This window comes from Paenibacillus sp. S-12, from assembly GCF_030363895.1.
GTDB classification, from domain to species: Bacteria; Bacillota; Bacilli; order Paenibacillales; family Paenibacillaceae; genus Paenibacillus_B; species Paenibacillus_B alvei.
Genome location: NZ_JASIUF010000021.1, coordinates 89,719 through 102,801 on the forward strand (window position 1 = coordinate 89,719; position 13,083 = coordinate 102,801).

Here is a 13,083-nt window from a genome sequence, read left to right on the forward strand (position 1 = left end):
AAAAGATACGGCGCCTAGAAAACTAGACACCGTATCCTTTACTTAAGCATTAGTTATAAGTGTATCCTCCGGCAACAATGCCTTCTTGTCCATCTGGGTTCACGACTTTTACGTCAACCGGACCTTTGACAGGCGAAGATGGCGTTCTGACTTTCAACGAAGTAGAATCTACAAATACCGTAATGGCCTTCACTCCGCCGAAATAAACGGTAGTTCCATCTACGAAGTTAGCTCCGTTAATGTAAAAGATATGTCCGCCAGATGAAGATCCACTTGTAGCCTTCAACTCCGTGATAACTGGAGCCGGTTTAGGCGGAACTGGCTTATAAGTAAACCCGTTAGGAAGAAAACCTTCCTGGCCAAGACTTGATACCACTTTGACGTTAACACTTTCAGGTTTTGCCCATTGAGGTGTTCTTACCTTCAACTGAGTACTGCTTACAAATGTAGTAACTGTTGCTACGTCATTAAAGTAAACTTGTGATCCTGAATCGAAGTTTTCACCGTTGATGGCAATTACGATAGGACTGTTATATACGGTTGAATCCGGCGTAATATTCGCAATTGTCGGAGGCGGCGGAAGCTCAAAGGTATAGCCCGCTGCCAATACAGCAGATTGTCCGTCCGGATTAGTCACCGTGACGTCTACGCTTTCTGGTTGTGTCCATGCAACAGTACGAATCCGAAGTTCAGTATCACTCACAAATACTGTAACTACCTTCTTGCTGCCCAATGAAATTACTGCTCCGTCCACGAAATTCGAGCCTTTCACTGTAACGATTTGATCGCCCTTCATCGTTCCCTTGTCTGGGGAAAGAGAAACAATTTCTGGTTTAGGTGGCGGTGGCGGCGTTACATAAGAAAAGGCCTTAGGAAGTTCCACGGACTGTCCATCCGGATTCGTTACCTTAATATCTACGACTTCCTCTTGCGGCCAACTTGGCATAAGAACTTTCAATTGCTCGCTGCTCATAAATACAGTCACTGCATCCTTGCCACCGACAGAAACTTTAGCACCATCTTTAAAGCCCTTACCGCTTACGAACGATGCCTTTCCTCCGGCGAGGTAACCTTCATTTGGAGAAATGCCATCAACCGTTGGTGCTGGATCTTTCTCCGGTTCTTTGTACGTAAACGCTCCGTCTAGTTTTCCTTCTTGATTATACACGTCCGAGACTGTAATACTTACGCTCTCAGCTTTGGACCACGCAGGAGTCTTGAAACGAAGTTCGCTATTGGACACGAACGTAAATGTTACCGGCTTATCTCCAATCATTAACTTATTATTAGAGGAGAAGTTAGTCCCCGTTACCGTAACAGTAGTCCCGCCGGCTATCAAACCATTATCAGGATTCGCCTTAACGACCGTTGGTGCCGGTGGCGACAACAATTCATAACCTTCCTTTAAGGTCGCGGATTGTCCATCCGGATTAGTCACTACGACATCTACTTTTCCAGGCGTACGCATCTCTGGTATTCTAACGCGTAATTGCTTATCACTTAGAAAAGCAGTTGCGGTAATCTGTTGGCTTCCTAAATAAAGTTTAAAGCCATCTTTGAAATTTTCACCATTAATGTATACGATATTCCCGCCGCTTACAGGTCCGGAAGCCGGGTTTACGCTCTCAATTTTAGGTCCCGGTGGAGGCGGTGGCGCAACAAATGTATATGCTTGCTTTAATGTACTGACTTGGCCGTCCGCACTCATAACGGTTACATCAACAGTCTCTTCTGCTGCCCATTTAGGAGTTTTGATCGTAACGCTATCAGGCGTAACAGCCGAAACCACAACATTGGTATTATTAAATAGAACTTTTAAACCGGAAGCAAAATTTTTACCGGTCAGAGTTACCACTTCTGAACCCAGAGTGGAACCCTTGTCTGGATTCACCGTCAATAATTCTGGAGCCGGAGGCGTCAAATATTGATACGCATCTTTCTTTACTGCTTCCTTGCCGTCCGAATTGACTACTTTGAGGCTTACTAAGCTTCCAGTAGTCCATTGCGGCGTTCTGATTCGGATTGTGTTGGAATCTACCACTGTCACAACGGAAATTTGTTTATCGTCAAAGTACAGCTTAGCACCTTCTCTGAAATGATTACCTTTGACATTAACCAGCGTGTTGCCTTCAATTGGCCCTTCAGTGGGCGAAATGGATTCGATGATCGGTGCGGGATACTCATATTTGTATCCATTAACCATTACAGCTTCTTGCAAGTCCGGATTGACGATTTTAACGTCTACGGATTCGGCTGTGCTCCAAGCTGGAGTTACAAAACGCAGTTCAGTTGCAGAAATAAATTCAACAGGAACTTCCTTATTTTTAAGGAACAGCTTAATATCTTGCTCGAATTGAGAACCTGTAATCGTTACCTGTTCTCCACCCAAAGTCGATCCGACATTCGGAGTAATAGATGTGATTTTAGGCCCTTCAATATACGTATACCCATTTGGCATATTAACTTTCGTACCGTCAGGGTTTGTTACTTCAACCGTAACCGCTCCGCTGTTTGTTGATGCAGGAGCTTTTACCTTTATTTCCTTTTGGGTAACCGAGTTGGTCGTGGCGGAGTTGTCTCCGAACTTAACGACAGCGCCATTCATGAAATAATCACCCTTAATGACTACTTCATTCCCCCCGGATACAGGCCCTTTATTCGGTACAATTTCCACAATGACAGGCTGCGCATGATAGCGGAATTTTGCCGTCGCTTGTTGACCATCATCGTTCTTGACGGTAAGGGTAACTTCCCCTTGCACCCCCGTCGGCGTCACTACGACCAGCTTTTCGGGACTTACATATTCAACCGAAGCTGCTTCCTTATCGCCAAATAAAACAGTCGGTTGCGGACGGAAGTTTTTACCGGAAATCTCAACTTTTTGACCACCTGCCACATCTCCGTTATCTTGAACAACCGTCGTGATGACAGGGGCAGGATATGTAACGTTAACATGAGGATGCTCAACTTCAAATGCCTGTCGAGTGCCTACATGATCTTTATAATCGATTTTAATTTTTTCTGAGCCTACCGAAAGATCGCCAACCTTGGAGCCTTTAATATGACGAATCTTGTATCTAAAAGTTAGGACTTCATTTTTCAGCTCAAGGAATTTCCATTCCAGCGTATTTCCCTTTACGGTTGGCTGTGGAATATTATTCTCATAGGATCCAGGCACAATTTCAAATTCGGGTGCAACCGAATCGGTAACCGTAACATCATATGCACTTGCCAAGCCGATTTCTTTAACGATCGCTTGGTAAATTTCATTCAGTCCATTTGCACCTAATACAAAATGATGATGCTGAGCCGTCGTGGCCATTTCCTTCATCAATAAATTCGGTGCACTTTTGGTTGGATCTTCATCCGGCAACAGCAAAGCAACCGTATAAAACACGATGCCCTCTTGTTTTGCCAGCTTAGCTTGCTCCAACGCCGCCTTGCGGGCGTTCTCTACCGGTTGAGGATGAGTTGCTTCCCCATCCGTCAACAAGATAATGACTGGCTGCGCATCGGGACGATGGTTGTGCAGCAAACCTCTTGCACTCTCGATAGCATCCGCCGTTGCCGTGCCTCCCCCAGCCGTAATCTGATCCACGTATTTGTTCAAATCACCCGCATTTGTGGTCATTGGCTTAGAAGTAAGCGTCGTACTAAAATCGACGATACCAATCTGATGCTTTGTAAAGTCCACAAGATTAACGAAGCCTTTAGCAGCCGCTTTCGCATTTCCTATTCTATCTTCATTGTTATTTGATTTTGACGGCATCATACTGCCCGATCGGTCAATGATAAGGATGATATCGTTTGGCTTTACGTAATTGACCGGGTTTGAGCCCTTAACGTTGAGAGTAACTTCAGTCTCTTCCCCTTCTACCATGCTCAAGGGGTTTACCGATTTCTCAACATTTACAATTTGGTCTGCTTGAACTCCACTTGCTGCAGCTGATATTGGGACATTAACAGCTGCGAGCATAATAATTAGTAAGAGATTCAGCCACTTTGGCATGAACTTCTTCATTAATATAGGCCTCCCCAAGTTACTGTTTTTGATCAAAGAAGTAAGGAGTCGTAGAGGACATTAACTTCGTATACGGATTAGCTGTCCTGTTCCCTGCCCCCAATTTTTGGATGTCTCGGTTCTGTGCATTTTTATCTTCAAGAATGAACTGTACGAGTTGTTCGTGCAACTCCTTGACTAAGGCAAGATCAGAATGAATTGCAACAGTTAGCGTGCTTTGCTTCAATTTGGCATAGATCTCATCCAGCTCGGGCGCGAACTCCTCATAACGCTCAAATTGGTAGTCCTGTAGAAGCTGACGATATATAGATATCATTCTGCCAACAATTTCTGAAGGGTGATTTTCATTGTTACTCATATTACTTTCCACCCGTCTTTAATTGCAGCAGTGCCTGCTTCCAGGTTTCGACCATTCCCTTAGCGAATTCCAATACATCGTCAAGCATTTTGACATCTCTGCTGATGATGAACTGTGCGATATGCTGATTGTAGAACATATAGAGATTAGCCAAATCCTTTGCAATATCATAGTCTGTATTAAGTGTCACGATCAGTTCGTTAAGAATCGAACGCACCTTATGCAAGCTGTCGTTCATCTCTGCATACTGATGTTGAGAATATAATTGCTTTGCTCGAAGCAATGATTTGACCATCTCCTGATAAAGTAATAATGTCAATTCACCAGGACTAGCTGTCTCTACCTGAACTTTCAAATATTGCTGTTGTCTCGCGTTCTGCATCATTAACATCTCTCCATCAGTTTTCATTCTTGTCGAAGCATTATTGTCCTAATTGTTGTGCAAGCCATGAACCTTGACTATTCAACTTCTGCATCGCCTTTTCCATTGCAGTAAATCTCTTGTAATAACGATTTTCAATATCCTGCAGTTTTCTTACCCATTGCTTCTCTTGATCATTGATATCTTTTAATTGTCGACCAATAACGCTGTCATCAATGGATTCTAACAGGGTCGCGGAGCCCATTTTTTTCGTTACTTTTTTCATTTGCGCATCGATTTCTTCGTATAATCGATCGCCGATCCCCAATTCGGAACGACGCTGCTTAATGTTCTCCGGCGTATCCGGCTTTGTTGAAGATGTCTTCAGAAATAATTGCTTAACCTCATCAAATTGGTTATTGATCGCATCCGTCAATTTCTTTTCATCGATCTCCAATTTGCCGTTGTCTTTATAGTTTTTCGACGTTGTAATTCCGATTTGAGACAACATATTCAATTCGCCGCTCGGAATACCTGCCACTGGAAGGCTTAGAGAGCTTCTTAAAGATTGTAACGCCCCCTGAAGCATGCTGTCGCCATATAATGTTCCTTGACGCGCTTTTTTCTCCCACATCTCGATTTGTTTTTCTGACATGGCCTCTTTTTCTTCTTCCGTGAGCGGCGTATAGTCGCGATTGCGTCTTGTCGTCGTCATGGTAGAAACCTGGTCGACCATCTCATTGTATTTGGTTACGAAGTTTTTAATTTTGTCTATCAAACCGGATTTGTCGGATTCTACGCCGATCGATGTTTGGCCAATATCTTTCAGCTGCAATTGAACGCCATTGACGTTAATAGTATTGCTTGTAGACGTTATGGGCGCAGAATTATTCACGCTATATTCCGCATCCGAACCTGTAGAGCTGCCTGGAGTAATATTGAGCACGCCCTGCAAATTACCAGGAAGCGATATGTCGATTTTTGCGCTTGAACCCGATTCTTTGGACATCAACGTTACGCGCTTTGTATTTTTGTCAAAAGAAGCCTGCACGCCGCTTTTAGCGGCTTGCGCATTGATATTCGCTATTATCGCATCTATATCGTCATCTGCTTTAACTTCTATATCCACGCCGTTGATATTAATCATTCCCGCCTCATTAAGAGGCTTACTAAGGTCGGCGGTCATCGGGCCGCCTATCGTCGTTGCGGATGTGGCTAATTTGTCTACTCTGACTTGAAAAGCACTCGCTATGCTGCTGTTGCTCGTAACAACCCCAGCGACCTTTTCATTAGATGAAGAGGCTTTCGTTTTATTGAACGAGCTTTCAAATCGAATATCGTTCGCCGCATTTCTGAAGTTCAATAATGCAGTATTAGCCGTACGATAATCCTCGCGTTGCCACAGTACAAGTTGCTTCTTTCTGTTCAGCTTGTTCAGGGGCATTTTTTCGCTTTTCATTAAATCGCTAACTAATTTATCAATATCCATGTTCGAAGACAAACCACTTATCCGAATTGGTCCACCGATGCTTGGCATTTTTCTGGCACCTCCTACATTCTTTCATCAAAAAAAACACCCGCTCGAATACAGATGTTGTACATCATATCCAAAATCTTTTCACTTGGTATTTCACGTATAACCTCTTCCGTATCGTTACGAATAACCATGACCATGATCGTATTGGTCTTTTCGTGTATTTTGACTTGGATGTGGGTTTGGTTAACGCTTAATGCTTCATTGCACTTATCTATCATTTCTTCTAAAGAGTATTTTTTTCCATGGTACTGCCCTGATTCTTTTCCCGTGCTTTCCATGCTCAATGATGCAATATCTTGTAAGGTTAACGGATTAGGGAAAACATTGTGCGGACGGTGTTCAATCCTCATATCTGCAATCCCCTCAAAATTAATAGGTTAATCGGTTGAAACGAATGTTCCTATTAAAAAAGGCCGACCGGTATCCCGGCCGGCCCAGAGCCTGCATTAACGGAGCAATTGCAGTACTCCTTGAGGTTGTTGGTTAGCTTGCGCCAGCATTGCTGTAGCAGCTTGTTGAAGAATGTTGTTCTTCGTGAATTCGGACATTTCTTTAGCCATGTCAACGTCACGGATACGGGATTCAGCAGCTTGCAAGTTCTCTGCAGTTGTTCCCAAGTTGTTGATTGTGTGCTCAAGACGGTTTTGAACAGCACCCAAATCGGAACGAATTCCGGAAACAGCATCAATTGCAGTTTGGATCGCTGTCAAGTTGGAAGCCGCTGTAGCATTCAATTTACCCGCAGCAGCGGACAATTCTGTTACAGCAGTTTTGTCGATGGAAAGAGCAGTAGAGTCTGCTTTTTTCAAAGCCAAGGAAATTGTTTCCCCGGAATTTGCACCAACTTGGAAAATTACAGTGGAAGCTGCATTCAACAATTTCTTCGTGTTGAATTGTGTTTGCTTCGCGATATCATCGATTTGGGAACGAAGTTGATTCACTTCAGCGTCGATTTTCTTAGCATCTGTAGTTGTCAACACTTCGTTCGCACCTTGAACCATCAATTCGGACATGCGTTGAAGCATGGAATGAGTTTCATTCAAAGCACCTTCAGCTGTTTGGATCAAAGAGATACCGTCCAAAGCATTCTTGGAAGCTTGTTCCAAACCGCGGATTTGGTTACGCATTTTTTCGGAGATCGCAAGACCTGCAGCGTCGTCCGCAGCACGGTTGATACGGTATCCGGAAGACAATTTCTCCAAAGATTTAGCTTGAGAGAAGTTGTTAGTCGTCAATTGACGATGAGCATTGTAAGAGCTGATATTGTGATTAATACGCATAATTAAGTTCCTCCCTGGAATCGTTTTATGGTGCTCGCTTCCTTGCTTACACCCTATTGGTCAAGGTCTGTTCTTCGGCCGATAGAATCATACGTTTGACCTACTATTTTATATATCGGCATTGGTTTGTCGAAGTTTATAGCTAAATCATTTTTTATTCAACTTTTTTTCTTCAGCATCATCTTTAGAACTTCAAGTTGCTCTTTCGACAGATCAGACTTTGCAGCAATTTCGTTTTGTTCTTTAATGCTTTGAAATATTTCCTCTCTGTATACGGAAATATCCGAAGGAGCATCGATTCCAAGCCTTACCTGGTCGCCATTTACCTCTACCACGGTCAAAACAATGTCTTGTCCAATCATAATTTTTTGACCTTTGGCTCTCGTAAGCACCAGCATACTATCCCCTCCCTATTGGATACTGCAACTGATATTGAGGGCCGTCCAAAATAATTTGAGCAGCTTGATTATTAGTTACGTTTATAATTAATGGGGCTCTTAAGTTCAAGGTTGTGTTAGAATCGGATCTGGCCGTAAGAATAACACGGACAACAATTTGCTCTTCGGATGTTATATTCAAAGTTTGCTTTATTTCCTCGCTAAGCTCGAACTCATACTCAGGAGCAAACAAAAACGGATCGACGATCATAAATGTTAATTGTTCGTTTATGGCGCACTGTAAACACTCTATCGGCAAATTAGGCTCGATTGAATGAACCCATGCATACCCCTTAGATTCTGGAAATCCCAAAATGCCATCGTGAAACGCAATCATATCTTTTTCTTCAACATGAAAATCGCCAAGTCGCGCAGATCGCACTACCATTCTAATCCCTCCCAAAATAAAATAGCTATAAAGAACATCAATCGTTCTATATAGCTACTTCATACCTTCTATACTACTGCATCTAATTGTTTGCCGCTACTCGAAAAAAAGATATAGTTATTCTGAATCAAGTACGGATTCACCTTGCCAGGATAAAACTCCATTTTCGGGATCGTACGCTCAAAATTAAAATGTACGCCGCCGGGATTCCACTCTGTCTTCAATTCGCCCGGAGTGTATTCTACGTCGACATTATCATAACTTGGCATACCGCATATTTCGATTGGATATTGTCGAAACATTCGCTCTCTTGCTATCTCTCCAAAGGCATTTTCCTTTTTGTGGAATGCCATCATGCGATCGCCTTCGCTCGCTAAGTTCGCAATGTTCTGCATCGAGATTTGGAGTGATTCTTGCGCGATTCGATCCGTCACTTCCTCAAATCTAGCCCTTCCCAAGGCTGACCAGGCTTTACGCGAATCAATATTCAATTTCCCATCGCTGCGATCCATCTGAACGGACACTTGCTGCTGCGAGATTTCTAATCGTGAAGGCGGAGTTTCAATATTCAACTTAGCTGCCTCGCGCTCCAAGCCGACTCTTGAGAATTGTTGATTGATCTGGATATGAGGTATATTCATCCCCTATCACCCTATCGTAAGAAATCTAGCAGACTTGGGCGTGAAATACGTGCAATTGTGTCAAGAGAAGCTTGGAATATGCTTTCTGCAGTCTTTAATTCTGTGATCACCTTAGGCATATCAATATCTTCCGTTTTTGATTGCAGGTCAATATAATTCAGATTTAGATCTTCTAAACGGCTCGTCGTAAATTCCAAACGATTTTGTTTAGCCCCAACCTCTGCTTGTCCTATTACCAGCTTTTCTAACATTCCTTGCAGCTTAGGAATTGCCCCTGAAATTCCACTAGTATTGTCGTTGAGCAATGCAGTTTTCATATCATTTACAATTGTAAATATGTTATCAGCATCTCCAAACTTCCCAAATACCTTGTCACCTAACATATTCACATCAACATAAATACCCGCGCCAACTTGATACTGTACTATACCATCATCTAAACTATACTTTTCGTTAGCTGGATCATCTGGATAAGGCTTCTGATCTGTACGTTGTCCATTAAAAATATATCTTCCCTTAAACTGTGTATTCCCTAGAGATACCAGATGAGTATATAATTGTTCAACTTCACGAGCAATATTCTCACGCGCATCTTTAGGTACAGTATCCGTACCACCTTGAACAGCGAGTTCTGATAACTTCTGTACAATTTGAGTAGCTTCGTTCATTACAGTATCAGTAAACTTCAAAAAGGAATCAGCATCATCTACATTCTCAGAAAATTGTGTCGTAGAACTAATTTCCGCACGATAATGCAGAGCACTTGCCACGCCGACTGGGTCATCGGAAGGACGGTTCAGGCGACGATTTGTCATAAGCTGCTCTTGATATTTGTCAAGACGCTTATAGTTATTCTGCAAATTTTTCATCATGGAACTGCTCATCATCGATTGTGTTATACGCATGTTACTCTTCCTCCTTATCTGCCGACGACGCCAGTGCCGTTAATGAGCTTATCCAGCATTTCGTCCATCGTTGTAATAATGCGGGATGAAGCACTATATGCATGTTGGAATTTGATCAAGTCCGACATTTCCTCATCCATTGACACACTGCTAACTGCTTGGCGCAGACTGTCCGCATGATCTGCGAGCAGCAAGCTGTTCTCTACCATTTTCGTTGCATGGTCAGCATCTGTACCAAGCTGCGCCACGACGGATTGCACATAGCTGTTAATCGTCGCGGATTTCGTAACTGCACCTGGTTGTGAGAAGCTATAAACTTTCTCCGCCAAACCAGCAATAAGCAAAGCCATATCGCCGTTCCCTTGCAATGGAACTTCTTGCGTGGTGCCGTTTGGCCCTTGGCGTACTTCTGTGCGCATCGATGCCGCAATATTCTTTACATCACTCAATATGTCAGCATTTACTCTCATATTGCTTGCAGTGATAGGTCCACCATTTTGCGATACAAAGAAGTCGCCGCCTTGCTTAGCAGGCTCTTGTAAAGCATAGCCCAACTTGTGCAAACCATTAAGACCGTTTACGGTATACTTTGTATCGTTCATCAGCTTACGTGGGTTAGAAGGATCCGTAACTGCATTTGGTATAGATACCCCTGGAGGCAAGATAGTGCCCGCCGGCAAGGTAACTTCAACTGGCCCATTCGCAATCGTATTCGCGATGATGTCCAATTGGCGTTTATACTCTGCCACATGGATATCTCTCGATTCCACGTAACCTTTAATCTCGCCATCTGTCAATGCGCCAATATCACCATCAGTAATTTGCGTCATCGCCATATTGTCGACTACAAGCGTGCCGCCAAAGGTTACCTGATAGCTGTCTTCTCCTTCCACGACATTCACATTGCCAAGTCCAGATAGCTGATCAACCAGCAAATCCCGCTTGTCGCGTAAATCGTTGGCATTGTCGCCAAGACCCTCAATGCGTTTAATCATCTGAGTCAAATCAGAGATTTGAGTAATATAGTTGTTAGCCTCGCCAATTTTGACGTTAATCCGCTCAGTCAAGTTATTTTCGAGCGTGTTCAACTGGTTTGAGATATGGTTGAACGTTTCCGTCAATGCAACCGCTTTTTGTTGTACAACGGTACGCGCGGAGAGATCGGAGTTACCTGGATTCTTACTGAGCAGCTGCCAAGCATTCCAAAACTCTGATACGCTCTTTGCCAAGCTGTTATCCGAAGGTTCATTGAATACGCCCTCAATATTGCCAAGCGTCTCCTGCTTCACCTTCCATGTGGAATGCACCGTATTCTGATTTCGATATTCGATATCCAGCAAGAAGTCACGCACTCGGCGGATACTATCCACCTCGACACCCATTCCTAATTGGTTCGGGTTCTTAGACAAGTTATACATGCCCGGATAATCAATCGGACGTGCAGCCGTCAGTCTTGCCACCTGACGGGAATAGCCAGGCGTATTCGCATTCGTAATATTGTGACCTGTTGTGCTAATGGACGTCTGGTGGGCCATAATGCCCCGCTTACCAATCTCTAATGTATGAAAAGTCGAACGCATCGCTCGCTTCCTCACTTTCTCCGTAGCTTCACACTTCAGCTTTCTATCTGTTGTCTAGGTAAAGCTGTACCTTTATAACCTGCTTCATCCTTGCTTTTACGCTCTTGTGTCGAACATACTGCGTGGTGTGCTCGAGTTTCCCTGTGCCGGATGCTGATATACGACCTCGTCTTCCGGACGGCTCATATATAAATTCAATGAGTATTCGACAAAGGACAACGATTGTTGCAGCAGCTCCTGTAGGATTACATTGCGTTCCTTCAGCTTGTGTAAGGTATCGGATAAATCCCGCTGAATATTGAGCAGTTCCATTCGTTCCTCCGCTTGGAAGACAAGCCGAGCAATTTCCGTTACCGTTAAATTCAATTGGGAACGTATGCCCTTCTCCTGTAGGAACTGCTGTGCTATCTGCTGCCGCTCTCCTTCTGCTTCAGCAACCTGCTTCAGTAATCTGGATTCCTTCGTCATCAGCTGCGACAAAGCTTCGACATCGTTCTTGATAATCACCTGCTTCTTCTCTTCTGCGATATCCAGCAATTGTTTATGCAAATCGTTCAGAAGCGTAAGCGATTCAATGATTTGCTGCACACTCACACCAGTTCCTCCACTCATTCGTTCTCTTTACGGAACAAGGGAAGAAGCTTCTCTGCTATCTTATCCGCTTCCACATGGTATGTCCCGGTAGATACCGCCTTTTTCAAATCCGCAATGCGCTCACTGCGCGCAGGATCATTCACGCGATTCTGTGCGTCAAGCATCTCCTGTGCTTCTGTCGAGATGATAAGCTCATCCTTACGGGAAGGCTTCTGCGACGCACGATGCATTGCCTGCTGCTTTTGATAATATTGAATCGCGCCAAGACGCTGTGTTTCATTAATTTTCATCTCATTCACCTCGTTCCATAAGACAAACTCAATTCATTACAAATCCCTATAGCAAACCATGCTTCAATCTCATAAATACCTTCAAATACTTTATACGGTCGCCTTCTATCCAGTCAAAAAGAAAAGCCGATAACCTTTACTAAGATTATCGGCGCAGTGTCAAGAATTATTTAGATGTAATGTCATGAATCTTTTGAAGTTAATCTAAAAAATCCAATTTTAGAGAGTTTTGTTATTGACAATCTCAAAATTTAAATTATTCACGTTCCCGCTTCGTATCAATGACCCGGTACGCGCCATCCCCCGTGCGAGGAGCTTCCTTCGTCTCTTCCGCACCGACTACCGTCTGTGTAAATTCCTTCACCAGGCGATTTCGACAAGGCTCACACATATTGCCCTCGCGAATTGGCTTATGGCATATTTCACAGTCATAGGTCAAGTTTGGTGCTTGGTATATGGAAATGCGCCCTTCTTTAATAAAACGCGTGATTTGACGAACGCTTACTTCTGTCGCTTCACTCAGCTCCTGCATCGTGGCTTGACGCTCTTCACGCAGATAAGCAACACAGCGTTCATACTCCTGTTCGATTTGTTTCAAGCAGTTTGGACAGAGATCTCGGAACGCCTTGGCAAAAAGAATTCCGCAGCGCGGACAATTGCTCAGCTCCATGTCATTCGCCTCCTTCGATGC

Annotated in this window: 14 protein-coding genes; all 14 read right to left on the reverse strand. The window is 43.7% G+C overall.

The window, feature by feature from the left end; translation table 11 throughout:
- Positions 1-49: 49 nt before the first annotated feature.
- The 14 genes from NO352_RS19830 to NO352_RS19895 all read right to left on the reverse strand — a co-directional run bounded on the left by NO352_RS19830 (position 50) and on the right by NO352_RS19895 (position 13,062).
- Positions 50-4,021, reverse strand: coding sequence for an IPT/TIG domain-containing protein (locus tag NO352_RS19830; RefSeq protein WP_289356607.1), 3,972 nt, complete (start codon positions 4,019-4,021; stop codon positions 50-52).
- A gap of 19 nt (positions 4,022-4,040) precedes the next feature.
- The gene (locus tag NO352_RS19835) at positions 4,041-4,379 is read right to left on the reverse strand and encodes a hypothetical protein (protein ID WP_005544711.1); all 339 of its coding nucleotides are present in this window, start codon (positions 4,377-4,379) and stop codon (positions 4,041-4,043) included.
- A 1-nt stretch (position 4,380) separates the two neighbouring features.
- On the reverse strand, positions 4,381-4,764 hold the full coding sequence (gene fliS, locus NO352_RS19840) for a flagellar export chaperone FliS (RefSeq protein WP_241751934.1): 384 nt from the start codon (positions 4,762-4,764) through the stop codon (positions 4,381-4,383).
- 37 nt (positions 4,765-4,801) lie between these two features.
- Positions 4,802-6,229 (reverse strand): flagellar filament capping protein FliD, encoded by a 1,428-nt coding sequence (gene fliD, locus NO352_RS19845; RefSeq protein ID WP_289356611.1) that lies wholly within the window; start codon positions 6,227-6,229, stop codon positions 4,802-4,804.
- 62 nt (positions 6,230-6,291) lie between these two features.
- Positions 6,292-6,627: a flagellar protein FlaG gene (locus NO352_RS19850; RefSeq protein ID WP_268599102.1), complete on the reverse strand. Its 336-nt coding sequence runs from the start codon at positions 6,625-6,627 to the stop codon at positions 6,292-6,294.
- Positions 6,628-6,723: 96 nt separating this feature from the next.
- On the reverse strand, positions 6,724-7,557 hold the full coding sequence (locus NO352_RS19855; RefSeq protein ID WP_268599101.1) for a flagellin N-terminal helical domain-containing protein: 834 nt from the start codon (positions 7,555-7,557) through the stop codon (positions 6,724-6,726).
- Between the two features lie 158 nt (positions 7,558-7,715).
- Positions 7,716-7,955 carry a carbon storage regulator CsrA gene (csrA, locus tag NO352_RS19860; protein ID WP_005544724.1) on the reverse strand — a complete coding sequence of 80 codons (240 nt, stop codon included), beginning with the start codon at positions 7,953-7,955 and terminating at the stop codon, positions 7,716-7,718.
- Between the two features lies 1 nt (position 7,956).
- Positions 7,957-8,382, reverse strand: a complete 426-nt coding sequence (fliW, locus tag NO352_RS19865; protein ID WP_005544726.1) for a flagellar assembly protein FliW — start codon at positions 8,380-8,382, stop codon at positions 7,957-7,959.
- 68 nt (positions 8,383-8,450) lie between these two features.
- Positions 8,451-9,023, reverse strand: a complete 573-nt coding sequence (locus NO352_RS19870; RefSeq protein WP_005544728.1) for a DUF6470 family protein — start codon at positions 9,021-9,023, stop codon at positions 8,451-8,453.
- Between the two features lie 11 nt (positions 9,024-9,034).
- Positions 9,035-9,928, reverse strand: coding sequence for a flagellar hook-associated protein FlgL (gene flgL, locus NO352_RS19875; RefSeq protein WP_005544730.1), 894 nt, complete (start codon positions 9,926-9,928; stop codon positions 9,035-9,037).
- 14 nt (positions 9,929-9,942) lie between these two features.
- Positions 9,943-11,508 (reverse strand): flagellar hook-associated protein FlgK, encoded by a 1,566-nt coding sequence (gene flgK / locus NO352_RS19880; RefSeq protein ID WP_005544731.1) that lies wholly within the window; start codon positions 11,506-11,508, stop codon positions 9,943-9,945.
- A gap of 96 nt (positions 11,509-11,604) precedes the next feature.
- Positions 11,605-12,102, reverse strand: a complete 498-nt coding sequence (locus NO352_RS19885) for a flagellar protein FlgN (RefSeq protein ID WP_005544733.1) — start codon at positions 12,100-12,102, stop codon at positions 11,605-11,607.
- 14 nt (positions 12,103-12,116) lie between these two features.
- Positions 12,117-12,392 (reverse strand): flagellar biosynthesis anti-sigma factor FlgM, encoded by a 276-nt coding sequence (gene flgM / locus NO352_RS19890; protein WP_005544737.1) that lies wholly within the window; start codon positions 12,390-12,392, stop codon positions 12,117-12,119.
- A gap of 256 nt (positions 12,393-12,648) precedes the next feature.
- Positions 12,649-13,062, reverse strand: coding sequence for a TIGR03826 family flagellar region protein (locus NO352_RS19895; protein WP_005544739.1), 414 nt, complete (start codon positions 13,060-13,062; stop codon positions 12,649-12,651).
- Between the last annotated feature and the right edge of the window lie 21 nt (positions 13,063-13,083).

Coding starts and splice junctions, on each gene's coding strand:
- NO352_RS19850 (WP_268599102.1), bottom strand. CDS start 6,627: ATGAGGATTGAACACCGTCCGCACAATGTTTTCCCTAATCCGTTAACC.
- NO352_RS19830 (WP_289356607.1), bottom strand. CDS start 4,021: ATGAAGAAGTTCATGCCAAAGTGGCTGAATCTCTTACTAATTATTATG.
- csrA (WP_005544724.1), bottom strand. CDS start 7,955: ATGCTGGTGCTTACGAGAGCCAAAGGTCAAAAAATTATGATTGGACAA.
- fliW (WP_005544726.1), bottom strand. CDS start 8,382: ATGGTAGTGCGATCTGCGCGACTTGGCGATTTTCATGTTGAAGAAAAA.
- NO352_RS19895 (WP_005544739.1), bottom strand. CDS start 13,062: ATGGAGCTGAGCAATTGTCCGCGCTGCGGAATTCTTTTTGCCAAGGCG.
- flgK (WP_005544731.1), bottom strand. CDS start 11,508: ATGCGTTCGACTTTTCATACATTAGAGATTGGTAAGCGGGGCATTATG.
- NO352_RS19870 (WP_005544728.1), bottom strand. CDS start 9,023: ATGAATATACCTCATATCCAGATCAATCAACAATTCTCAAGAGTCGGC.
- fliD (WP_289356611.1), bottom strand. CDS start 6,229: ATGGATATTGATAAATTAGTTAGCGATTTAATGAAAAGCGAAAAAATG.
- NO352_RS19835 (WP_005544711.1), bottom strand. CDS start 4,379: ATGAGTAACAATGAAAATCACCCTTCAGAAATTGTTGGCAGAATGATA.
- NO352_RS19855 (WP_268599101.1), bottom strand. CDS start 7,557: ATGCGTATTAATCACAATATCAGCTCTTACAATGCTCATCGTCAATTG.
- flgM (WP_005544737.1), bottom strand. CDS start 12,392: ATGAAAATTAATGAAACACAGCGTCTTGGCGCGATTCAATATTATCAA.
- flgL (WP_005544730.1), bottom strand. CDS start 9,928: ATGCGTATAACACAATCGATGATGAGCAGTTCCATGATGAAAAATTTG.
- fliS (WP_241751934.1), bottom strand. CDS start 4,764: ATGATGCAGAACGCGAGACAACAGCAATATTTGAAAGTTCAGGTAGAG.